The 23,671-nt window shown below is 56.8% G+C and carries 19 protein-coding genes and 1 tRNA gene; 6 read left to right on the top strand and 14 right to left on the bottom strand.

The features are described 5' to 3' along the window. Positions 1-51: 51 nt before the first annotated feature. A complete protein-coding gene (locus tag L1P08_RS02760; protein WP_303619480.1) occupies positions 52-1,188 on the bottom strand; it encodes a citrate synthase family protein in 1,137 nt (378 codons plus the stop codon). An 88-nt stretch (positions 1,189-1,276) separates the two neighbouring features. On the opposite strand from L1P08_RS02760, the gene L1P08_RS02755 reads away from it, so the two are divergent. Further along, positions 1,277-2,374, top strand: a complete 1,098-nt coding sequence (locus L1P08_RS02755; RefSeq protein ID WP_303618485.1) for a citrate synthase/methylcitrate synthase — start codon at positions 1,277-1,279, stop codon at positions 2,372-2,374. Between the two features lie 74 nt (positions 2,375-2,448). On the opposite strand, the gene clpX is transcribed toward L1P08_RS02755, so the two are convergent. From clpX to L1P08_RS02715, 8 genes are all read right to left on the bottom strand, one after another. Beyond that, the gene (clpX, locus tag L1P08_RS02750) at positions 2,449-3,726 is read right to left on the bottom strand and encodes an ATP-dependent Clp protease ATP-binding subunit ClpX (RefSeq protein ID WP_303618484.1); all 1,278 of its coding nucleotides are present in this window, start codon (positions 3,724-3,726) and stop codon (positions 2,449-2,451) included. 166 nt (positions 3,727-3,892) lie between these two features. Further along, positions 3,893-4,519, bottom strand: a complete 627-nt coding sequence (locus L1P08_RS02745) for an ATP-dependent Clp protease proteolytic subunit (RefSeq protein ID WP_303618483.1) — start codon at positions 4,517-4,519, stop codon at positions 3,893-3,895. A 225-nt stretch (positions 4,520-4,744) separates the two neighbouring features. Then, on the bottom strand, positions 4,745-6,214 hold the full coding sequence (locus L1P08_RS02740; RefSeq protein WP_303618482.1) for an NAD(P)H-hydrate dehydratase: 1,470 nt from the start codon (positions 6,212-6,214) through the stop codon (positions 4,745-4,747). A gap of 82 nt (positions 6,215-6,296) precedes the next feature. After that, a complete protein-coding gene (locus tag L1P08_RS02735; protein WP_303618481.1) occupies positions 6,297-8,204 on the bottom strand; it encodes a hypothetical protein in 1,908 nt (635 codons plus the stop codon). A 1-nt stretch (position 8,205) separates the two neighbouring features. Beyond that, complete coding sequence (locus L1P08_RS02730) at positions 8,206-9,789, bottom strand: NAD(P)/FAD-dependent oxidoreductase (protein WP_303618480.1); 1,584 nt, start codon at positions 9,787-9,789, stop codon at positions 8,206-8,208. 1 nt (position 9,790) lies between these two features. Beyond that, positions 9,791-10,243 (bottom strand): GtrA family protein, encoded by a 453-nt coding sequence (locus tag L1P08_RS02725; protein WP_303618479.1) that lies wholly within the window; start codon positions 10,241-10,243, stop codon positions 9,791-9,793. Positions 10,244-10,421: 178 nt separating this feature from the next. Further along, complete coding sequence (gene tig / locus L1P08_RS02720; protein ID WP_303618478.1) at positions 10,422-11,807, bottom strand: trigger factor; 1,386 nt, start codon at positions 11,805-11,807, stop codon at positions 10,422-10,424. Positions 11,808-11,864: 57 nt separating this feature from the next. Next, positions 11,865-11,949, bottom strand: a tRNA-Leu gene (locus L1P08_RS02715). A gap of 342 nt (positions 11,950-12,291) precedes the next feature. On the opposite strand from L1P08_RS02715, the gene L1P08_RS02710 reads away from it, so the two are divergent. Both L1P08_RS02710 and glnA read left to right on the top strand, forming a co-directional pair. Further along, positions 12,292-12,630, top strand: a complete 339-nt coding sequence (locus L1P08_RS02710) for a P-II family nitrogen regulator (RefSeq protein ID WP_303618477.1) — start codon at positions 12,292-12,294, stop codon at positions 12,628-12,630. Between the two features lie 62 nt (positions 12,631-12,692). Next, complete coding sequence (glnA, locus tag L1P08_RS02705; protein WP_303618476.1) at positions 12,693-14,102, top strand: type I glutamate--ammonia ligase; 1,410 nt, start codon at positions 12,693-12,695, stop codon at positions 14,100-14,102. Positions 14,103-14,673: 571 nt separating this feature from the next. On the opposite strand, the gene L1P08_RS02700 is transcribed toward glnA, so the two are convergent. Next, a complete protein-coding gene (locus tag L1P08_RS02700) occupies positions 14,674-15,150 on the bottom strand; it encodes a hypothetical protein (protein ID WP_303618475.1) in 477 nt (158 codons plus the stop codon). Between the two features lie 332 nt (positions 15,151-15,482). Between L1P08_RS02700 and parE the strand changes: the two genes are divergently transcribed. From parE to L1P08_RS02685, 3 genes are all read left to right on the top strand, one after another. Further along, positions 15,483-17,504 (top strand): DNA topoisomerase IV subunit B, encoded by a 2,022-nt coding sequence (parE, locus tag L1P08_RS02695; RefSeq protein WP_303618474.1) that lies wholly within the window; start codon positions 15,483-15,485, stop codon positions 17,502-17,504. Positions 17,505-17,768: 264 nt separating this feature from the next. Then, positions 17,769-19,232, top strand: coding sequence for a DEAD/DEAH box helicase (locus L1P08_RS02690; protein ID WP_303618473.1), 1,464 nt, complete (start codon positions 17,769-17,771; stop codon positions 19,230-19,232). A gap of 115 nt (positions 19,233-19,347) precedes the next feature. Beyond that, positions 19,348-20,412 (top strand): GGDEF domain-containing protein, encoded by a 1,065-nt coding sequence (locus L1P08_RS02685; RefSeq protein ID WP_303618472.1) that lies wholly within the window; start codon positions 19,348-19,350, stop codon positions 20,410-20,412. Here the strand turns inward: L1P08_RS02685 and L1P08_RS02680 are convergent, their stop codons facing one another. Genes L1P08_RS02680 through sufD form a run of 4 tightly spaced genes read right to left on the bottom strand, consistent with a single transcriptional unit; the run spans position 20,413 to position 23,669 of the window. Beyond that, a complete protein-coding gene (locus L1P08_RS02680; RefSeq protein ID WP_303618471.1) occupies positions 20,413-20,793 on the bottom strand; it encodes a HesB/IscA family protein in 381 nt (126 codons plus the stop codon). 4 nt (positions 20,794-20,797) lie between these two features. Continuing rightward, positions 20,798-21,205, bottom strand: coding sequence for an SUF system Fe-S cluster assembly protein (locus L1P08_RS02675; RefSeq protein WP_303618470.1), 408 nt, complete (start codon positions 21,203-21,205; stop codon positions 20,798-20,800). 17 nt (positions 21,206-21,222) lie between these two features. After that, the gene (locus L1P08_RS02670; RefSeq protein ID WP_303618469.1) at positions 21,223-22,443 is read right to left on the bottom strand and encodes a cysteine desulfurase; all 1,221 of its coding nucleotides are present in this window, start codon (positions 22,441-22,443) and stop codon (positions 21,223-21,225) included. Further along, complete coding sequence (gene sufD / locus L1P08_RS02665) at positions 22,440-23,669, bottom strand: Fe-S cluster assembly protein SufD (protein WP_303618468.1); 1,230 nt, start codon at positions 23,667-23,669, stop codon at positions 22,440-22,442. Before sufD ends, L1P08_RS02670 begins: the two co-directional genes overlap by 4 nt. Between the last annotated feature and the right edge of the window lie 2 nt (positions 23,670-23,671).

Below are 23,671 nucleotides of genomic sequence, written 5' to 3'. Positions count from 1 at the left end.
TAGAACCCGGTAGTTCGTTTGTTAAACAGCTTTCGTACACGCCTGATACGCTTATTGCCCCTCTGGACGAACAACCGGCCCGGTATAACGGGCTCTTGGACGAATCAAGTGACCGCTCTCCACCTGCTCGATGGCATGGGCCAGCCAGCCGCAGGAACGCCCTAGGGCAAATATCGTAAAAGCCGCATCTGCCGGCAGATCAAAAGCCTCGACCAGACACGCCAGAGCCAGATCGATATTGGGTCGCTCGCCGGAGATTACCTCCACAGCACTCAGCAACGCCGAAAGCGGCGATGGCACTTCGAAACTACCCAGTAGCGCCTGCGCCCGCGGGTCTCCTTTCGCATAAAGCGCGTGACCGATACCGGGCAAGGCCCGGCCCTGCGCCATCCATGCGCGAATGGCAGCATCCGGGCCGGATCGGCCCGCCGATTGGATCAGCGCATGCGCTGCCGCAGGCGCGCCGCCGTGCAAGGGACCTGTCAGCGTCGCAAGCCCTGCCAGCGCCGCAGCTGCGAGAGGTGCCCCCGTGGAAGCGGCCACCCGCGCCGCAAAAGTCGACGCATTGAGTTCATGATCTGCCAGCAAAACCAACGCCACACGCAAGGGCTCAGCAACCTCTGGCTTTTGCCAAGCCGTCGCAAGGCGCTGATGCAGCGGCGAACTTCCCGGCGCAATAACCGTATTCGCCAAGGCACCGAACACCCCCGCCGCCTCCCGGCGCAAAACCTCGGGCGAGCGCCCACCGGTTGGCGGATCTTCAGCAGCCCGCTGCGCCAAGGCCTGATACATGCCGGACAGCGCCGTGGCACCTGTGACAGGTTGCGAGGCAATAACCGGTGCCGCGCTCTGCCATAACAAAGCCGCAACGTCTTCCACCAAGGCACCGGCTGAGAGCGCAATGGCATCCTGTCCCCGGTAATAGAGCCCTCCATCAACCACCGTGGAAACAGAAGAGGACAGGATCGGGTCTCCCCACCTGATTGTTTCCTGTGCCAGCACATCCGCCTTGCGCCGCCCTGCCCCCCGCCGGGCTAGAGCACGCACATCTTCACCGGCATACAGGCTTTTGCGGGGATCATCAGAACTGCGCCGGGCCCTGATACGACCGCGACTGACATTGGCATAGAGGGTTTGGGGTTGAACCCCAAGCAAAGCTAGGGCTTCCGAAGCATCAAGCCAGTCCATGGCACCTACACATTGATTATATTGATCAAGATTGACGTCAATCATAGCAGCACTAATTTGCTACCGTAAAGCAACAAGGAGTGATGAGATGACCAATGGAAACGGGCTGGAAGATGTGATCGCCGCCGACACCGCAATGTCTGATGTGGATGGTTTTGCCGGACGCCTGATCATACGCGGCGTCTCACTCGACCAATTGATTAAGGGCGGCAAATACGAGGATGTCATAGCTTTGCTTCTCGACGGGCAATTCCCTGACTTGCCAGCAGGTCAGGACTTGCAAAAGGCCTTGGGCGCCGCCCGAACGAAAGCATTTCTCCTACTGGAAACGGGGGAGAGCAGCATCGCTGACCTGCCGCTTTTTGACGGTGTGCGCGCCCTCACCGCACGGTTGAGCGACGACCAGAGCCTTGAAACCGCCCTGACGCTGATCGCCGCCCCAGCGGTATTCACCCCGGGCCTGCTGCGCCTCAAGGCTGGCAAGCAACCATTGGCGCCAGACGCAGCCCTGCCCCATGCCGTCGATATTTTACGCATGCATACCAGCCAGCATCCCCGTCCGCAGCAAATCGCGGCGCTGGACCGCTATCTGTTGACGGTTACTGATCACGGCCTCAACGCCTCAACCTTTGCGGCCCGGGTTGTCGCCTCCACAGCTGCAGGGCTGAACTCTTGCGTTCTGGGGGCACTGGGGGCCCTCAAAGGCCCATTGCATGGCGGCGCGCCCGGCCCGGTGCTTGACATGCTCGACGCCATCGGCACCCCCTCCAACGCAGAAACATGGCTGGAGAACGCCATGGCGCGTGGCGACCGGTTGATGGGTTTTGGTCACCGCATCTACAGGGTCCGTGATCCGCGCGCTGACGCCCTCAAGGCCGGCCTGGCAAATCTTGCTGCCGAGGGCTCAATCGATTCCGACCGCCTCATCCTTGCCGAAACTATTGAGACAGCAGCGCTCGCCCTGCTCGCCCGCAAAAAGCCCGATCGCGCACTGGAAACCAATGTAGAATTTTATACGGCTCTTTTACTCGAAGCACTCGGCTTTCCGCGCGCGGCATTCACTTGCGTGTTTGCCATGGGACGGACGACAGGCTGGATCGCCCATGCCCGTGAACAGGCAGAGAATGGCCGCCTGATCCGCCCGAAAGCCCGCTATATCGGCCCAATGCCCGAAAAGGCCGCCTGACACCTGACCGCAAAAAGCAAAACGCCGGAAGGTTTCCCCTCCGGCGTTTAAAAATTCAGGTCAGAACGGCAAGATCAGGCGCCGGCGCTGACATCTTCTTTCTTGCGTTCCGCATAGATGTAAAGCGGACGCGCATCCTTGTCGTTGACAGCTTCAGCGCTGATGACAACCTCTTCAACACCCTCAAGGCTCGGCAGATCATACATGGTATCCAGAAGGATGCCTTCCATGATCGAGCGCAAGCCGCGCGCGCCGGTTTTCCGCTCAATCGCCATTTTGGCGATGGCAAGCAAAGCGTCCTCATGGAAGGTCAGTTCGACCTCTTCCATATTGAACAGACGCTGATACTGACGCACGAGCGCGTTCTTCGGCTGGGTCAGGATCTGGATGAGCGCATCCTCATCAAGATCTTCAAGGGTCGCAATCACCGGCAGACGGCCAATGAATTCCGGAATCAGGCCGAACTTGACCAGATCGGTCGGCTCGACTTCAGCAAACAATTCACCAACCCGGCGATCCTGAGGGTCCTTCACTTCGGCGGCGAAACCGATCGAGGAACCTTCACCGCGTGCGGCAATGATCTTTTCGAGGCCCGCAAACGCGCCACCAACAATGAACAGGATGTTGGTTGTATCGACCTGCAAAAATTCCTGCTGCGGATGCTTGCGCCCGCCCTGCGGCGGAACGGAGGCAACAGTGCCTTCCATGATCTTGAGCAAAGCCTGCTGCACACCCTCGCCCGATACGTCGCGGGTGATCGAGGGATTGTCTGACTTGCGCGAAATCTTGTCGACTTCGTCGATATAGACGATGCCGCGCTGGGCTTTTTCAACATTGTAGTCGGCAGACTGCAACAGCTTGAGAATGATGTTTTCAACATCCTCACCCACATAACCGGCTTCGGTCAGGGTTGTTGCATCGGCCATGGTGAAGGGCACATCGATGATGCGCGCCAGCGTTTGCGCCAAAAGCGTCTTGCCGCAACCGGTTGGACCGATCAGCAGGATATTGGACTTGGAGAGTTCCACGTCCTGATTCTTGCTGGCATGATGCAGACGCTTGTAATGATTGTGTACCGCAACCGAAAGCACGCGCTTGGCGCGGAACTGGCCAATCACGTAATCATCGAGAACCTTGCAGATATCTGCTGGAGTGGGCACTCCCTCTGAGGACTTGACCATCGAGGTCTTGTTCTCTTCCCGGATGATGTCCATGCACAACTCGACGCATTCATCGCAGATGAAAACCGTCGGGCCGGCGATGAGCTTTCTCACTTCGTGCTGCGACTTGCCGCAGAACGAGCAATACAGCGTATTCTTAGAGCTATCGCCGTTCGAACTGTCTTTTGACATCCTGTCACTCCCGCGAGGCCATCGGCCTCATTTGTGCTAACACGTAAGGCTAGCGCTCAGACATAAACAAATAGTAGCCGGGCCAAGCATAAAGCGCAGTCCGGCTGGACGCAATTGCAACCAGGTTAACTGGGGCAGAGCCTCGATTTGACGTTAACGGCCAAACTTACGAGGCATCCGGCATGGCGCGTTTTTCATGAATGGTGTCGATCAGACCAAATTCCTTGGCCTGTTCAGCATTCATGAAATTGTCGCGCTCAAGCGCTGCTTCTACGGTTTCGTAATCCTGCCCGGTATGGGCAACGTAGATTTCGTTCAGACGCCGTTTCAGCTTTTCGGTATACTGCGCGTGGATCAGAATATCCGTCGCCTGGCCCTGATAGCCGCCGGACGGCTGGTGCACCATGATCGAGGCATTCGGCAAAGCGCCGCGCATGTCTTTCTCACCTGCAGTCAGCAGCAACGAGCCCATGGACGCAGCCTGACCGATGCACAGCGTTGCCACCGCCGGGCGGATGAACTGCATCGTATCGTAAATCGACAGACCCGATGTCACCACGCCACCGGGCGAGTTGATATACATCGAGATTTCTTTTTTCGGGTTCTCGGCTTCGAGAAACAGCAGCTGCGCCACGATGACGGACGCCATATTGTCTTCGACCGGACCGGTTACGAAGATAATGCGTTCCTTCAACAGGCGAGAATAAATATCATAGGCACGTTCGCCACGGTTGGTCTGCTCAACCACCATCGGCACAAGCGTGTTCATAAAGGTATCGATCGGATCTTTCATTTAGGGGTGCCTTGTTTTAGGAACGAATCAGCCAAATTTAAGCCGATTGCAGACGATGCGCCTTAACGGGCGGTAAAGGCACAGATAGGCTGGAATATGGCGCGGTTCAATAGCTAGCCGGATATTGCCTTAATAGGCAAAATTTGATCGGTTTTCGGCAACATTATGTGCGCCAGGTTAATTTCCACATATGGCAGCTTTTTGATCACGGCCCCCTGAATGCCCTTAAAGCCTGTGTAGCGCCGCAGGTATCAGGTCGGGCAAATCCTCGGCGATCAGGCCCGGCATCCCGAATTGCTGTGCGGCAGCACCATGCAGATAGACCCCGGCCGCCGCTGCATCCAAACCGCTCATGCCCTGCGCCAACAGACCACCAATCATCCCTGCGAGCACGTCACCCGAACCCGCGGTCGCCAAAGAAGGCGGCGCATTGGTATTGATCAAGGCCCGGCCATCGGGTGCGACAATCACCGTATCACTCCCCTTCAGAACGACAATGGCGCCCGACATTGCCGCCGCCGCCCGCGCGCGCTCAACCTTCGAGCCATCCAGTCGCGGAAATATCCGTTCAAACTCACCCGAATGCGGCGTCAGCACGACGGGGCGCTTCTCCTTCGCCTGGATCGCCGCAAACAAAGCACTGGCGTCTCCCTTGAATGCGGACAGCGCATCAGCATCCAGAACGCTGGAAGCCCCCGAAGCCAGCACGGAAAGCACGTTCTGATGAGTCATGGGGCTCACACCCGCCCCCGGCCCGATCACCACGGCATTCCGGCGCTTGTCTTCCAGAAGGTCAGCCAGTTCTGCTGCATCATTGACGGCGGCCAGCATGATTGCCGTCACGTGGGCTGCATGCACCCCCAAAGCCTCAGGGGCGCCCGCCAGCGTGACCAGACCGGCCCCAACCCGCAATGCCCCCTGCGCTGCCAGACGCGCCGCACCAGTGTGCAGCGGTCCGCCAGAGACGACCACACAATGCCCCCGGCCATATTTATGACCATCATCCGCCAGCATGGGCATTTGCCAAAGCCCTTGCCCGTTCTCGTGACAGGTTGCACCAATGTCATCCAAAACAGCATCGGGAATACCAATCTCGGCGAGATGCAACGCGCCACAAAGCGCCCTGCCCGGCTGCAGCAAGTGACCCGGTTTTTTGCGGAAAAACGTAACCGTCATGTCCGCCTTGACCGAAACGCCGCGCGCCTGCCCGGTTGCCCCGTCCAGCCCGCTCGGCACATCCACACTCACCACCAGCGCACCGCTGTTATTGATGGCATCAATCAGCTCAGCCAGCTCGCCATCAACCTCCCGGTCCAGCCCGGCACCTAGCAAGGCATCGACAACCAGTGCCGCCCCCTCCAGCAGATAGGGTGCGGCATCCTCGATCGGCCCCGACCAGAACCCGGCCTGCGCCGCCGCATCGCCTTTCAGCTTGTCACGCGGCACGGTGAGCGCCAGCCGGACCGGCCAGCCCGCAGCCACCAGCAGCCGCGCCACCACAAACCCGTCTCCGCCATTATTCCCCGGACCGCACAACACAAGCGTTTTACAGGGTTCGAAACGCGCAATAATCGCATCGGCGACAGCGGCACCGGCATTTTCCATGAGATCCAGCGATTTGACGCCTGATGCGACGGCAAGCGTATCGGCTTGCGCCATTTCGCTGGGCGTCAGCAGTATCGAACCGTTTTGCATCGCCTCACCTCCAAACCACACCGATGTCGGCACAGCGTCCGCTAACGGTATGAAGACGTCAACCGGCGAAAATCATGGAGCGCTATTTGCCAATTTCCGAGCAAAGATAGAGATAATAAGCTTCAGGCGGCGCAAGGACATCATCAAGGCCCCGCTGCACCACCAGCGGCAATGCCCACCTGGCTTTCCAATGCCCTGCAAATGCAGCGTCAAGCACCACGGCCTCCGGCCCGCCCGTCGCCTGGCATACACTTACCAAATCCGAATATTCAGGTACGTGCAGCGTTTTACGCCGCTGCGCCTCATTCCTGTCGATCGTCCAAAGGTCGTAAAACTCACGCGGATCCAGAGCGCTGACGACCTGTGTCCTGTCTCTGTAGGTCATTGCCGTCTCGCGGGAAAACAGAATACCGGCCCCCTGATGAAAGGACACGTAGCTGGCTTGCTGCAAGATAAACCAAACCTTATCGAGACCACGCCGCCAATAGATCTGGTCACCAGATTGTAAATAGGGACTGAAGGGATTGGATTGTCCTGCCGCAAATTCCAAATGGTTTTGCTCAGGGCTGCGTCTGTCCCAAAACACAATGCCGCTAGCCAACAGAACTACGGCAAATGAAGCCGCTAGCCATCGCTGGTGCAGCCACCCGGTCGCAAACAGCGCCGCCAGAACTACCATCAGCAGCACGAATTCAACGATAGTAACGTCAAACGTCTTTACACCTTGCGCATAGGCCTCAAACTGTGTCGCCAGAGAGTAACCACGCGCGCTCATGAAGAAGAGCAGAGACGCAGCAGCTATCGCAAATGCCACCTTCTCAACGACTGGCGAAGTGCGCGGTAATTTGCCCGAAACCTGAAATGCAATAAGACCCACGACAATGATCATCGCAATCTGACCGGGAAAGAATATGGACCATAAAGCGCTGGCTGCCAGAAGCGCGCTCAAGGTGGTGGCATTGTCGCGTTGAACCCATAAACGGTAGAGAAGCGTACCGGTTGCAAGATTGGCCACAACCGCCAATAGCCAACCGCTGCGCCATGTCTGAAGCTGAATAATCAGCACGCTGCGCAACCATTCGCCGCCGATCAAACTTACCACACAACCAATCAGTGCCATAAGCAGCACAGCCAGAGCCAGCCGACGCATGGGGCCGGCGACAACAATAAAGGCTGCGGAGACTGTTACGGCTTGAAACATTAGCCCACCCCAGGCTTCTGCGGGCCATTCCAGTAAAAATATATAGGCATTCCGCTGCGCCACCAGCGCAAACCATTCCGGATCCATGGTCTCGAATAACCTGCCGAACGGGCCTACATTTAACAGGGCCAGCCCCAGTCCGCCCAAAATACCGATAATTGGTAACGCCCAGAATCGTGGGTGGTGAAAAGCATAATAAAATGCCCCCACGACCAGCCCCGGCAAGGCAAGAAGAGGATGGAACAACGCGCCGACCAGTGTTGCCCAAAATGCAATAAGGGGGCGTCCAGCGACCAACCAGGCGAGCGCATGAAGCACCAGGGCTTCGCTAAACGGCCGGGCGGTCGGGAACCCCTCCCCGTAATGAAAGATTTCGCCGCTGCCATAGAAAGCAAAGCCGCCGGCAGCCAGCAACAGCATCCAGGCCAGCTCAGAAAAATCGCAGGTGAGGTTCCGGGCCAGCCGCACGAGACCAAAAACCCAGAGAGTCTGTCCAACCAAGACGGCCAACATCGCCGCAGGCCCGAGGCCCCACAATGCAATCATCCCAGCGTATATTCGGGAAAATACTGTAAAGTCGTCTTGCGAACCGAACCGGAAGAACATGTCATGTTCAAAGAGTTCCCGGTTCAAAGCAAACAGGGCCTGCCCGGCATAGAGCACACCATCATGGACCAGGCCCACATAGGGATGCGTCAGCAGCCAGACACCGCACAGTCCTGCGGCAAATGCCCAGAAGGTGCCGCGTGGCCCCAGCCGGGTTACAGACGCATCAGGCTGCACGTTCATCTCAAGCAGCTTTTTCTTCGTGGTAGTCGTCGTCGATATTGATTTCCCAAATCGCCTGCTTGTCGCGAGAATTCTTCATAATCGCTTCCGCAGCGTGATAGGCGGTCAACATCGAATGATCCTGATTATTGTAACGATGCATGCCATTGCGGCCGACCAGGAACAGGTTATCGATCGAATCCGTAAATTCCCTGACTTTGGAGAATTCCGAATAGGCGCCGTAATAGCCCGGATAGGCTTTCGGAACTCTGAGCACCATGCCATCAAGGAATGCGCGCGGGTCTGCCAGACCTATTTTTTCCATTTCGCGCACGCCAAGCTCAATCAGGTCCGCATCGGTCATCTGCCAGAGGGAATCCTGTTCGCGACAGAAATATTCCATCCCGACCCAGACGGTGCCGGGGTCCGCTACCATGTGGGGGCTCCAGTTGTTGAAGAACTGCAACCGCCCCACCTGCACGCCCTTGTCCTGAATATAAATCCAGTTGTCAGGCACGAGATTGGTTGGTGAATTCGGGTTGGCGCCGGGCGTTTTTTTCAGCCCCTTCAGCAACAGCCCCACCGTGATAAAATCGCGATATTCCAGTTTGTTGGCAATCCGGCTGACTGTTTCCGGCGCGGCGGGCTGCATCGCGTTGATCAAATCAACTACCGGCATTGTTGAAATCACATAATCTGCCGGCAGCGTCACCTGGGCACCGCTACGGGTATCTTCAGCCACAGCCATCGACACCTTGTCGCCAAGCATCCCGAGCCCCACAACCTTTTGATGCCGGCGAACAACCACGCCAGCCTTCTCAACCTTCTCAACCGTGGTTTCCCACATCTGGCCCGGCCCGTATTTGGGATAGAGAAACTCCTCAATGAGGCTGGTATTCTCTGTTTTGCCGCCAAACGCCCCCATGCTGCGGAACGGTGCCTTGGCCGCATGCATGATCGCCTTGGTGACCGACAGCCCCTTGATGCGCTGTGCGCCCCATTCTGCACTGATCTGGTTGCACGGCACACCCCACACCTTCTCGGTATAATCCTTGAAGAAGGTCAGGTAGAGCTCCTTGCCAAACCGGTTGATCATAAAGTCTTCCAGCGACATTTCTTCCGGTCGCGGAAAAGCGCGCGCCACACCATAACTACCCAGCATCCTGGCAACCCGCGCCGGCCCCAGTTTCCAGGCAGTCTCGACGTTTGCCTTGATCGGATACGAGAAGAAATTGCCTTCAAAATAGATCCGCGACAGCCGCTGCCGGACAAGCATGACATCATCGCTGCCAGAAGGCGCCGCAGCGCTGACATCAACTGTCCGACGCTTGTTCTGATAGGCGATCTCAAAGGAGTCCCGGGCCGCTCCTGCCTCAATCGGGAGGATATTCTGCCACCAATCCATGACCCAATCGGATTTGGAAAAGAAACGGTGACCGCCGATATCGATCCTGTTGCCCTTGAAATTCACTGTCTTGGAGATGCCGCCAATATCACCACTGGCTTCCAGAACCGTCACTTCATATCCCCCCGCCTGCGCAAGCTCATAGGCTGCAGTAAGCCCTGCAGGTCCCGCCCCGACAATGACCACACGGTTGCCACTCATTTCAAACTCCTGCGGAAATCGGGGACTTGAAAAGCAAGGTCTTGCGCATCCCGAAATTGAATAAAAATGTGAACATAACGGTGGCGATTTTCGCCAGCGGATATGCCAGCCCACCAAAAGAAACCAAGCCGAACATCAGCGACTGATTGATCACCAGCCCTATGACACCGATGCCCGCAAAAACCATGAACTCGGCCTGCCTGTTCTGCAGTCGCCGCGAACGGAAGATAAAACCTGTCGACAACACGTAGAGAAATATACTGCCCGCCGTGAACCCGACCGCGGCAGAAACCAGATAATGCCAGCCGGCCAGTTCAGTTAGTCCGAGAAGCAATGAAAAATCGAGCGCAAGTGCCACAATACTGGCAACCGCGTAACGCAAAAATTCCACCAATGCCGATCGCGATGCACGCAACCGGACTGCACCGCGCGTAAATATGGATTGCAGAATCATATACGGTTCCAGCCCATTGGCATTTGCACCCACAAAAGCGGAACTGACTTAATTATGAATTAAATGGGGTTTGTAAGCTTTCATCAGTTGCCTCTTTGGGCAAAAAAAGGCCGCAAAAACAAAAGGCCACCCTGAAAACAGGATGGCCTTTCAATTCAGAAGGAAAAGCTAAAACCGCTTAGTGGTTATGCTCTTCAGGGATCTCATCGTCCGCTTCATCCTGCTGGATCATCTTGGCCAGATCTTCGCGGCTCACCTTTTTGTCGGTCTTGTCGGCAAGCTCAGCTACAAAATCGACGACCTTGTTTTCGAACACAGGCGCCCGCAACCCGGCAACAGCCTGCGGGTTCTGGCGGTAATAATCATAGACCTGCTGTTCCTGGCCCGGGAAACGCCGCACTTCGGCGATCAATGCCTGCTGCAGTTCTTCCTCGGCAACCTCGATCTTGTTGGCATTGCCGATTTCAGCAACCACCAGACCAAGCCGCACCCGGCGCTCGGCGATCTTTTCGTACTGGGCCCGGGCCTTTTCTTCGGTCGTTCCTTCGTCCTCAAACGACTTGCCGTGATGCTCGATCTCGTGGGTCACGCGATCCCAGATCGACTTGAACTCTTCATCGACAAGGGTCTGCGGCGCCGTGAACTTGTGCCCTTCGTCAAGCGCATCGAGCACCTGGCGCTTGATGCGCTGCTTGCCCATGCTCTCAAGCGCAGAACGCATCTGCCCCTTGACCGCTTCGCGCAACGCATTGAGGTCTTCCATGCCGAGCGTCTTGGCGAAATCGTCGTTCAGCTCAGTGACCTTCGGCGCATCGATATGCAGAAGGTTGACGGCGAACACGGCCTTTTTGCCTGCGAGATCTTCATTGTTGTAATCTTTGGGGAAGGTCACCGTGACGTCACGGTTCTCACCTTTTTTCATACCAATGAGCTGCTCTTCAAAGCCCGGAATGAATTCACCCGAACCCACAATGAGATGTGCGTGGTCGGACGAGCCGCCCTCAAACACTTCGCCATCGATCTTGCCTTCAAAGCTGAGGCCAAGACGGTCACCATCAGCGACAACGCTGTCATCATCGCGCGCTTCATATTCACGATTATTGAGGAAGACGCGCTTCAGTTCGGTCTCGACTTCATCATCCTCGATATCGACAACCGGGTTGTCGATCTTGACCTTCTTGAAATCCATCAGGTCAAAGGTCGGCAGGATTTCATAGGTAACGTCAAACGCCAGGTCGGCATCACCGTCGAGAACCTTGTTGATCACTTCCTGGTCTTCAGGAAAATCAATCTGCGGCTGTGCGGCGGCGCGCTCCGAGCGTTCTGCAAGACTTTCCTGCACGCTCGCATTGATCGCGTCCTGCATCACATCGGACATGGCCGAGCGGCCATAGACTTTCTTGAGGTGCGATGTCGGCACTTTGCCCGGACGGAACCCCTTGATGCTTGCCTTGCCCTTAAGCTCTTCGAGCTTGGCATCTAGGCGCGACACGAGGTCTTTTGCCGGAATGGTAACGCTGAGCTTGCGCTTCAGACCTTCATTGAGCGTTTCTGTGACCTGCATAGGTGATCCCATATTCTTCACATAAATTCGTTTGGGCCATTTATCATGACGTAAATCTGGTGCGGGTGAAGGGACTTGAACCCCCACGCCTCTCGGCACGAGAACCTAAATCTCGCGTGTCTACCAATTTCACCACACCCGCAAGAGATACGCCTTAGGCCGGATTGGCGCCGGGTCTAGCTTATGTTGGGCACCCAGTCAAAGCCTGATTACCGCGTATTATTTACAAAGCACACCGGATGAGCGACTTTAAACGAATGCACAAAGCAATAGCAGCAGCGCCAGCTCGCACATCAGAGCTGCCCTAAATACAATCGCATTGCCTAAATATTAGCCATGCACAACCATGCAGTTTGCCGACGCTGACAACTGGCTATAACGTAAGCCTTTGTGCAGGCTTAAGAAAAAAGCTTTTTGGCACTCTGGCATGCGACATGCATAAATGCTGGCAACGCTCAACGAATGGAGCATCGGAGGCTTCCAGATGAAAAAGATCGAGGCGATCGTTAAGCCCTTTAAGCTCGACGAGGTCAAAGAAGCACTGCAGGAAGTTGGTCTGCAGGGCATCACCGTAACCGAAGCAAAAGGTTTCGGCCGTCAAAAGGGACACACCGAGCTCTATCGGGGCGCGGAATATGTTGTCGATTTTCTCCCAAAGGTGAAAGTCGAAGTTGTGTGCCCGGACGATCTGGCGGAAAAGGCCATCGAAGCCATTCGCAATGCCGCCCAGACAGGCCGCATCGGCGACGGCAAAATCTTTGTCTACCCGATCGAACAGGCCATACGTATTCGCACAGGCGAAAGCGGCAACGACGCGCTTTAATGTCGCGTTGGCCAACACGTTCCATCATGTCAATCAGAGTCTAGGTAACTAAGGATCAAATAATGAGCTCTGTTAGCGATCTGCTAAAGAAAATCAAAGACGAGAACATCAAGTTCGTCGACCTGCGCTTCACCGACCCGCGTGGCAAGCTGCAGCACGTCACAATGGACCAGTCCGTTGTTGATGAAGACATGTTCGAGGAAGGCGTCATGTTTGACGGCTCCTCCATCGGCGGCTGGAAAGCCATCAATGAATCCGACATGGTTCTGATGCCCGATACAAGCAGCGCTTACATGGACCCGTTCTTCGGTCAGTCCACCCTGGCGATCAACTGCGACATTCTCGAGCCGGCTACATACCAACCCTATAACCGCGATCCGCGCACCACGGCCAAAAAGGCCGAGGCCTATGTGCGCGAAAGCGGCATTGGCGATGCGGTGATGTTTGGCCCCGAGCCGGAATTCTTCCTGTTCGACGACGTGAAGTATTCAAATACCCCCTACAACACCGGGTTTAAGGTCGATCATTTCGAACTCCCCTCGAACAATGATGCTGATTATGAAGCCGGCAATTCGGGCCACCACATCGGCACCAAGAAGGGTTACTTCCCCGTACCGCCCCTCGACAGCGCTCAGGATATCCGTGGTGAAATGCTCTCCGCCATGGGCGACATGGGCGTCATCATCGAAAAGCACCACCACGAAGTGGCATCCGCCCAGCACGAACTCGGCATCAAGTTCCAGCCGATGATCCAGTCTGCGGACAGCGTGCAGGTATATAAATATGTCGTGCATCAGGTTGCCAATGCCTATGGCAAGACCGCAACCTTCATGCCGAAGCCCGTTTATGGCGACAATGGTTCGGGCATGCATTGCCACCAGTCGATCTGGCGCGATGGCAAGCCCTTGTTTGCTGGCGACGAATATGCCGGCCTGTCGATGGAATGCCTCTATTATATCGGTGGCGTGATCAAGCACGCGAAGGCCATCAACGCCTTCACCAACCCCTCGACCAACTCCTACAAGCGTCTGGTCCCGGGTTTCGAAGCACCGGTTCTGCTGGCCTATTCTGCCCGCAACCGTTCGGCCTCCTGCCGTATTCCTTTCGGCCAGTCGCCGAAGGCGAAGCGCGTCGAAGTGCGCTTCCCCGATCCGATGGCCAATCCGTACCTCGCCTTTGCAGCACTGCTCATGGCCGGGCTCGACGGCATCAAGAACAAGATTCATCCGGGCGAGCCCATGGACAAGGATCTGTACGAACTGCCGAAGGAAGAGCTGAAAGCTATCCCGACCGTTTCCGCCTCACTGCGTGAAGCGCTGGAAAGCCTGGATGCCGACCGTGACTTCCTCAAGGCCGGCGGCGTCTTCGACGACGACCAGATCGACGCCTATATCGAACTGAAGATGGAAGAAGTCATCAAGTTCGAGCATTCGCCACACCCGGCTGAATACGAAATGTACTACTCCGCCTAAGCGGACGCGTTACAGATAAATGAAAGGGGCCCGTTCGGGCCCCTTTTTTTCATGCACCCACGCGCCAGGAACTCCGAAGACAACAAGCCGGCGACACGCACCGGCAACGCCAGATCGCATCGATCAGACAGCCACAAAACATCAAAGATAAAGAGAACTGCGGCGACTGGCTCTAAATGAAGTAGAACACCGCGGAAATCCCAATCACGGCAAGTGATCGGGAGACACACAGATGGGCAAGCCGGTACGCAAAACCATTAAATCCGGCCTGCAGCCATCCGTGTTTGGAAGGGTCCCGTAAATCGAGCGATGAATACGCAATACTTTGTCGAAACACGGGCTGCATACGGCAACTCCAAACTAAAACCGTATGACAATATTTCTACCAGCGGGCACTTAAGAAAGTGCTGAGGCAAAGCAAACCAAAGGTAAAGAAACGCATTTTGTCAGCCTTTCAGTGTCCGATTTTGAACCGCCCTGGCACATAAAGGCTAGAAACCACCCACCCGATACGTAAAAGCCCCGATACAAAGACCGGGGCTTGAACGATTGGGTGTAAAGGCGGCAGGCTTTAGCGGAAATTGAATTCCAGACGGGTGCCATTACCGCCCCGGCGATGGTCATTCCGGTCGCGATAGCTGTCACGACGTGAATACTTCTTCTCCAGACGGCTCACATCACCGTCACAGCGATCAACCAGCATGGTGTACTCGGCACGGCCGCGCGACGCTTCGGCAACCACCTTGCCCCGGCTCTCGCGTCCCAGACGTATATTGGTGAAGCCGACACGTGACAGGCCGCGGGCCAATTCACGATCGCTCATACAGGCCCGGCGCTGGCTGTGACGGACATCGCGCCCCCGGCCCCGGTTGGTGTCATTGTCACTGGCGATGGAAAAAGAAATGCCATTGCCGCTGTTGAAGTTGAAGCCAAAGGCAACATTGTTGCCGGCGGCCTGGGCTGGCATGGCGGAAATGGATGCGGCGCCAATGATCAGGGCGGCAACCGCAGCACGGGTGGTTTTCTTGAAGGACAAAATGCTGGTCATGGGGTGAACTCCTCAGCTCCGGTTTCAGCGCTCTCTCAAAGCGTGAGATGACCCTAGCCGTTCCCGTTTGAACCCATTCCCAACCGTCTGTTCAGCCAGCGTTCATCGGCTCGACACCGAAAGGAGGAACAAAAGACAAACTTTTGCCGGATAGACCTGCTCTATGAACAACACTCTCTGACACGTCCATCAGGCACCAACAGGTGCCCCGATGCCCTCAAACCATCTTCTTCGCTGGAAATTTGCATCAATCAGCGGGTGAACACTTTGTCGTGTCGCCGGTTATGCTATCCATCACATGCTTTGATTCGCGAAGTTCAGCCGGAGTACCCATGCCGCAGAGCAACGACCTATTTGCAAGCAACGCCGCGCCGCAACCGGCAACCCCGCCCGCAAAAGCCGAACGCAAGGCGCAAGCCCCTGCTCCCGGCGGCGAAAGCTATTCGGCGGCCGACATTGAAGTGCTTGAAGGCCTTGAGCCGGTGCGGCGACGCCCGGGCATGTATATCGGCGGCACCGACATCAACGCGCTGCATCATCTGTTCGCCGAAGTCATCGACAACTGCATGGATGAGGCGATCGGCGGACACGCATCGCGTATTGAAGTCTTCATGGCAGAGGATGGCTCTCTGACCGTCACTGACAACGGGCGCGGCATCCCGGTGGACCCTCACCCCAAATTTCCGGAAAAGTCCGCACTCGAAGTCATCATGACAACCCTGCATGCCGGCGGCAAATTCGACGGCAAGGCTTATGAAACCTCCGGTGGTCTGCACGGCGTCGGTATTTCTGTCGTCAATGCGCTCACCGATGACCTGACTGTGGAAGTCGCCCGCGACCAGACGCTTTATCGTCAAAAATTCTCGCGTGGCCACGCGCAGGGCCCGATAGAGGACCTCGGCAAGGTCCATAACCGGCGCGGCACCAGCATCAAGTTTCATCCTGACCCGCAGATCTTTGGCGACAAGCTCGGCTTCTCAGCGGCCCGCATCTTCAAGATGGCCCGCGCCAAAGCCTACCTGTTCGGTGGCGTGGAAATCCGCTGGGCCTGCGATGAAAGCCTGGCCAATGATGAGGTTCCGGAAAAGGCAACCTTCCATTACCCCGGCGGCCTGCGCGATTTCATGGGCGCGCGCATCGAGGGCGAGACCCGGATTGTCGACGAATTATTCGCCGGTAATGTCGGCAAGCCCGGCACACATGGCGCCACCGAATGGGCCATTGCCTGGTATGTGGGCGACAGCTTCACCAATTCCTACTGTAATACAGTACCGACCCAGGACGGCGGCACCCATGAAGCGGGCCTGCGTACCGCTCTCCTCCGTGGTCTCAAAAACTACGCGGAAATGACCAACAACAAGCGCGCCAACGTGCTCACATCAGAAGATGTGCTCAGCCATTGCGGCGCGATGCTCTCGGTATTTGTCCGCGAACCGGAATTTGTCGGCCAGACCAAGGACAAGCTCGCGTCGGGCGAAGCCACCCGTATCGTCGACAACGCCATTCGCGATGCATTCGACCATTGGCTGACCGCATCCCCGGCTCAGGCCAATAAACTTCTCGACTGGGCGATTGAGCGGGCGGAAGAGCGCGTCCGCCGACGCAAGCAGAAGGACATTGACCGCCAGAGCGCCACACGGCGGCTGCGCCTGCCCGGCAAGCTGGCGGATTGTACCCAGTCAGCAGCGCAGGGCGCGGAACTGTTCATCGTCGAAGGCGACAGTGCGGGCGGCAGTGCCAAGCAGGCGCGCAACCGCAAGAGTCAGGCCGTTCTGCCCTTGCGCGGCAAGGTGCTCAATGTGGCCGGTGCCAGCCGCGACAAGATCACAGCCAACCAGCAGATTGGCGATTTGATTCAAGCGCTGGGCAGCGGCACCCGCGACCGGTATCGCGAAGACGACCTGCGCTATGACAAGATCATCATCATGACGGATGCTGATGTCGACGGCGCACATATCGCCTCTTTGCTGATCACCTTCTTCTTTCAGGAAATGCCGCAGCTGATTGACAAGGGACATCTGTATCTGGCCATGCCACCGCTCTATCGCATCACGCAAGGAGCCAAAACCCTTTATGCGCGCGATGACGAACACCGCACGGAACTGATGCAGACCGAATTCACTGGCCGGGGCAAGATCGATGTCACCCGGTTCAAGGGCCTCGGCGAGATGCCTTTTGCCCACCTTAAGGAAACCACGATGGCGCCCGAAACCCGCACATTGCTGCAGGTACGCGTGATCGAGGACCGTGAGGGAACACGTCTGTCGGTTGACCAGTTGATGGGCAATCGTCCCGAGTCGCGTTTCGACTTCATCCAGGCAAATGCAGAATTCGTGATCGACCTCGACATCTAACGCTTATAATACTATGCAATCATTGTTATCGGTTACCGAGAACACTAGGCCGTCACTGGCCACCAAATCATTGCAAAATACAATTCAGAGCGATGGTATTTTGCGCCAGAACCGGTTTGGGGATCAGCGCCGTTAATGAAATATCCTGATGATCGTTGACTTGGCGTCCCTGATCGCTATGGTCCGCGCCTTAAGAGGCCACTCGCGCAACCAATTGCTGCACGCATATGGCTGGCGGTGTAACACATTGAGTGGACGTAAAATTTGACTGAAAACTTCTCGACCCTTGGATTGAGCGCCAAAGTAATCGAAGCTGTAAACGCTTCTGGTTATACCAAGCCCACCGAAATTCAGGCGCAGGCTATCCCGCACGTTCTTGAGAAAAAGGACGTGATTGGCATCGCCCAGACAGGCACCGGCAAAACGGCATCCTTTGTGCTGCCCATGCTGACCCTGCTTGAAAAGGGCCGCGCCCGCGCCCGCATGCCGCGCACGCTCATTCTGGAGCCGACGCGCGAACTGGCCGCTCAGGTGCACGAGAACTTCGAGAAATACGGCATCAATCACAAATTGACTGTCGCGCTGCTGATTGGCGGCGTCTCCTTTGAAGAACAGAACAAAAAACTTGATCGTGGTGCCGACGTTCTGATCGCCACCCCCGGACGCATGCTTGATCATTTTGAGCGCGGTCGCCTGTTGCTGACCGGCGTCGACATTCTGGTCATCGATGAAGCCGACCGTATGCTCGATATGGGTTTTATCCCTGATATCGAACGCATCATCGGCCTTCTGCCTCCCCGTCACCAGACCCTGTTCTTCTCGGCCACCATGCCGCCGGTAATCCAGAAGCTGACCGGGCAATTCCTGCGCGATCCGATCCAGATAGAAGTGGCACGCCAGAATTCAACGGCTGACACGATCGACCAGAAATTGCTGAAAACCGGCGCGAAACCGGCTGAGAAACGGGCCGCCCTCCGGGACCAGATCCGCGCCTCTGAAGGCCTGACCAACGCGATTATTTTCTGCAACCGCAAACGCGATGTCGCCACCCTGCTGCGCTCACTCGAGCGGCACGGCTTCAGTGTCGGCGCGCTGCATGGCGACATGGACCAGAAGAGCCGCATGGAAACGCTGGACCAGTTCAAGACGAACAAGATCCAGCTGCTGGTAGCCAGCGACGTTGCCGCCCGCGGCCTGGATATTCCTGCCGTGAGCCACGTCTTCAATTTCGATGTGCCGATTCACGCTGAAGATTATGTGCACCGTATTGGCCGCACCGGTCGCGCGGGCCGTTCCGGCCAGGCGATTACGCTGATAACCAGCGCCGACGCGAAATATATCGATGCCATTCTCAAGCTGATCGGTCGCGATATCGAAACGATGGGCGCCCCGGCAGCAGCCAAGGCTGACGCCGGCAAGCCCACCGAAAAGACCGAGGCTGACGCACCGGCACAGGAAAAGCCCGCCCGCACATCGCGCTCGCGTGGCCGCTCAAAAACTGCCCGTTCAAATGCGCCCAAAGCAGACGCACCCGAGAACGATCAGACCAGGCCGACCGCCAAAAAGGCCGAGACCAAACCGGTCGATTCCGCAAAGCCGGACACAAAATCACGGGATACCAAACCTGCGCGCAAATCGGGCAGCAAGGATCGCGACGAGAATTCTCCATTTGGAGATGATGGCCCGATTCCCGCTTTCCTGTTGCGCTCGGCCATAAAAGCCGGTTAATACTAAATGCTAATATATTCGAATAATTACTTGGTTAGGCCGTCCTTAGGTCCGCGCTAACGCTTTGCTGCGCGCGGAAACGATGCGGCTTTGGCATATATTCTGCGAGCGACCAGTGGACAACGACCAATTCGATCGTGCATTGGGCTATGGCACCACCGCCTTCAGCCTGCTGAAAAAGGGAAAAATCCCGCCCAAGCCACAGTTTTATGAGCTGCTATATACCTATGCCAGCGGCACAAATCCTGAACTGAATGCCCGGATCAATGCCATTCTTGCCAAGGGTGGCACGCCAGACCTCCAGATCGCCGAGACGCTCTATAGCGAATTCCTGCAATCCAGCGATGTCGGTGAACGCCTCAACGTGGTCTCCGCCGAAATCGCAACGCGTATCGGCGCTGTTCATGAGGCGATCGACAACGCGCTTGCCAACGCAAATAACTATTCCGGGCTGCTGCAATCGGCCCGTGGCGATCTGGAACAGGGCATGGGTCCTGAACAGATGTCAAAACTGGCAATGACCCTGTTGCACGAAACACAGCGCATGCAAACGACCAACACCATGCTGCAGGACAGGCTGAAGTCGGCCCGCAAAGACGTAACCGCCCTGCAGCGGGAGCTCGACGCGGTCCGCCGTGAATCCATGATTGATCCGCTGACCCGGATACCCAACCGCAAGGCTTTCGACCACGACATCGCCACGGCAGTTGAACGCGCCGGTCGAGACGGCAGCCCCTTGGCGCTCATTCTGCTGGATATTGATCATTTCAAGCTGTTTAACGACAATTACGGCCATCAAACCGGTGACCAGGTGTTGCGGCTCGTTGCCCTCACCCTGAAATCAAGCGTCAAGATTGACGATACGGCTGCCCGTTATGGCGGGGAGGAATTTGCGGTCATTCTGCCCGGCACCACGCTGGAACAGGCGCGCAATCTTGCTGATAGACTACGCAAGGCAGTGCAGTCCCGTGAATTGCTAAAACGGTCCACCAACGAGAAGCTGGGGCGGGTCACAGCCTCGTTTGGTGTGGCGGCCTTTACAGCGGGCGACAATGTCGTGTCATTGGTAGAACGCGCAGATCGCTGCCTCTATGCCGCAAAGCACAAGGGCCGCAATGCTGTCATCGATCAGGAACATGAGCTGGTCCGTAAAAACACGGGCAAGCATTTCGCCGCCTGATTAACCGGCGGCGCGGGCCTCAGCCAACTGCCGCAAATCAGCCTTTTCCAGCTGCACGCTTTCACCGCAGCCACAAGCACCAACCTGGTTCGGGTTGGTGAATGTGAAGCTGGAAGAGAGCTTGCCGACTTCAAAATCCATCACCGTGCCCAACAGGAACATCGTCGCCTTGGGGTCGATATAAACGTCGACACCATGCTGGTGCACGTGATCATCACCTTCAACCGGTTCGGCCACATAATCGAGCGTGTAGGCAACACCGGCGCAGCCGGAATTCTTGACGCCAACCCGCACACCAGTAACCGGTGTATCGGAATTCTCCATGATCTCGGAAATCCGCTCTGCAGCGGATTCTGTCAATTTGATTACTTCAAAGCTCATTTGGTCACCACCAGTTCAGCGCTACCTGTGCTTCTTCACTCATGCGATCGGGACCCCAGGGCGGATCAAACACCATCTTGACCTCAACCTCCTGTACACCCTCAACCATGCCGGCGGCCGTTTCAACCCAGCCAGGCATTTCACCTGCCACAGGGCAACCCGGCGCCGTCAGGGTCATATCGATGCTCACCTTGCGGTCATCATCGAGTTCAACCTTGTAGATCAATCCCAGCTCATAGATATCGACCGGAATTTCCGGGTCATAAACGGTCTTGAACGCCGCCACCAGATCGGTGGTAATCCGCTCGACTTCGTCGGCCGGAATAGCGCCGCTGTCGCTTGTCGCCACAACAGGCGCATTGCCTTCGGCCACGGCAACCTTGTCTTCTGTCGTTTTCAATTCGTCGTTCATATGACCCGTCCCGCCGTTCAGGCGAAGAAACTTTTTGCTTTTTCAATGGCATCGACAAGCGCGTCGACGTCATCCTTGCCATTATATAGGCCGAAAGAGGCCCGGCATGTAGAGGTAGCACCAAATCTTTTTAGCAACGGCATGGCACAATGGGTGCCAGCACGCACCGCAACCCCATATCGATCCATGATCGTGGACACGTCATGGGCGTGTGCGCCCTCTATCTCGAACGAGAAAATACCGCCCTTGCCCGGCGCATTGCCGATTACGCGCAACGAATTGATTTTCTGAAGCTTTTCAGCCGCATAAGTCGAAATCTCGGCTTCATGTGCCGCAATATCGTCGCGGCCCAGCGCCGAAATATAATCCAGCGCCGCCCCAAGCCCGATGGCTTGCACGATGGGTGGCGTACCGGCCTCAAACCGGTGCGGGGGCGCATTATAGGTAACCGCATCGAGACTGACTTCCTCGATCATCTCCCCGCCACCCTGATAGGGCTGCATCCCCGCCAACAGGTCATAACGGCCATAAAGCACGCCAATGCCGGTGGGACCATAAAGCTTGTGCCCGGTCATCACGTAGAAATCGGCACCGATATCCTGCACATCGACCGGCATATGCACCGCGCCCTGGCTGCCATCAACAACCACAGCAATACCGCGCGCATGTGCAATCTCGACCACCTGCTTGAGCGGTGTCACAGTGCCCAGCACGTTTGACATATGTGTCAGCGACACAATCTTGGTGCGCGGCGTCAACGCCGCTTCAAACGCCTCGAGATCGAACGCGCCGTCATCCTTGACATCCACCCACTTGATAACCGCGCCCTGACGTTCCCGCAGGAAATGCCATGGCACGATATTGGAGTGATGCTCCATGATCGTGATGACGATTTCGTCGCCTTCCCTGATCATCGGGGCAGCAAAACTGGACGCGACCAGATTGAGCGCTTCCGTCGCGCCCTTGGTGAAGATGATTTCTTCCGGCTTTGCGGCATTCAGGAAACGCCTGACGCTCTCCCGGCCCGCCTCATAGGCATCTGTTGCCCGTGTCGACAAGGTATGCAAGCCGCGATGCACATTGGCATATTCATGCGCATAGGCCTGCTGAATCCGGTCCAGCACCTGACGCGGTTTTTGTGCTGACGCCCCATTGTCGAGATAGACGAGACGATGCCCGTGCACCTTCTCGTCCAGAATGGGGAAATCGGCCCGAACCTTGTCCAGATCAAACGTCATAGGCTGGCCTGTGGAATAGCCCTCGCCAACCAGCCGTCGGTGATCGACAACAACGCCTCGTTCAGCTCCGCATCTTCGATCGGGTCGAACAATTCATCGAGGAAGGCGCGTACCAGCATGGATTCTGCATCAGGCCGGGGAATGCCGCGGCTGAGCAGATAGAACAGGCTGTCGCTGTCAATCTCGCCGCAGGTCGCCCCGTGACCACACACCACGTCGTCAGCGAAAATCTCCAATTCCGGCTTGGCGAGAATTTCCGCTGTATCAGACAGCATCAACCCCTGGGCCATCATCTTGGCATCGGTCTTTTGCGCATGTTGCGCCACGACGATCTTGCCCTGGAACACCGCCCGCGAACGGCCCCGCGCAACGGATTTGAACAATTCTGCCGAGGTGGTATTGGGCACAGCGTGGGCGATATCAAGCGTGATATCGGCATGCTGCCCATCCTCAACCAGATTAAGGCCGGTGAAGTCGGCATGAGCGCCCTCGCCCGAGAAACGGGCAAACAATTGCGTTCGCGCTACAGCCGAACCCGCATGGATGGTCAGCGTCCGCAACCTGGCGTCCGCAGCAATCTCATATTCGGCCGTGCCGAAATGCCGGGCCGTGGGGCCGGACAGGTCGATCATGATATGGGTGACATTGGCACCCTTGCCCACAGAAACGTAGCTGGCATGATTACCAAGATGCGCCGCATCGCTGCCTGAAAAGGTCTCGACAATGGTCGCGCTGCCGCCATCGGCGACGAAGAACTTCGCGCCGCCATTGACGTGGCCAGCCGGCCCCTCGGTGCGCCGGTCGATATGGATAACCGGATCGACCGAATGATCGAGGTCAATACTCAGGCTTTCTTTTGCCAGCGCCGTATTGAGCCGCACAACGGCATCGTCACGCGCCGAAAGCACAGAACCCTTGACCTTGCCTACAATCACACCCGCAGGCGCTGTAGTCGTCTCCTGAACGGCACCATTGGCCATCAGAATGCGAAAGGCACCGGGGATATGAAGTGCGGGCGGACTGGTGTCCGTCGCATCGCCGGAAAGCGCAGGCACGTCGCGCAGCAGCATTTTCAGGTCTGTGTAATGATAGCTCTCGACACGCCGTGTGGGCAGGCCCGCATCACGCAGGCGATCGGCCGCATCTTTTGCGCCAGCGCTTTCGAGCTGGGCAACGAGGCTTTCTTCTGCCGGACTAAGCCGGACCGGGAATTTTTGAATTGTCACGA

The sequence above is a fragment of the Mariluticola halotolerans genome (assembly GCF_021611515.1).
GTDB classification, from domain to species: Bacteria; Pseudomonadota; Alphaproteobacteria; order Rhizobiales; family Devosiaceae; genus Mariluticola; species Mariluticola halotolerans.
This window is presented reverse-complemented; position numbering and strand designations above follow the sequence as displayed.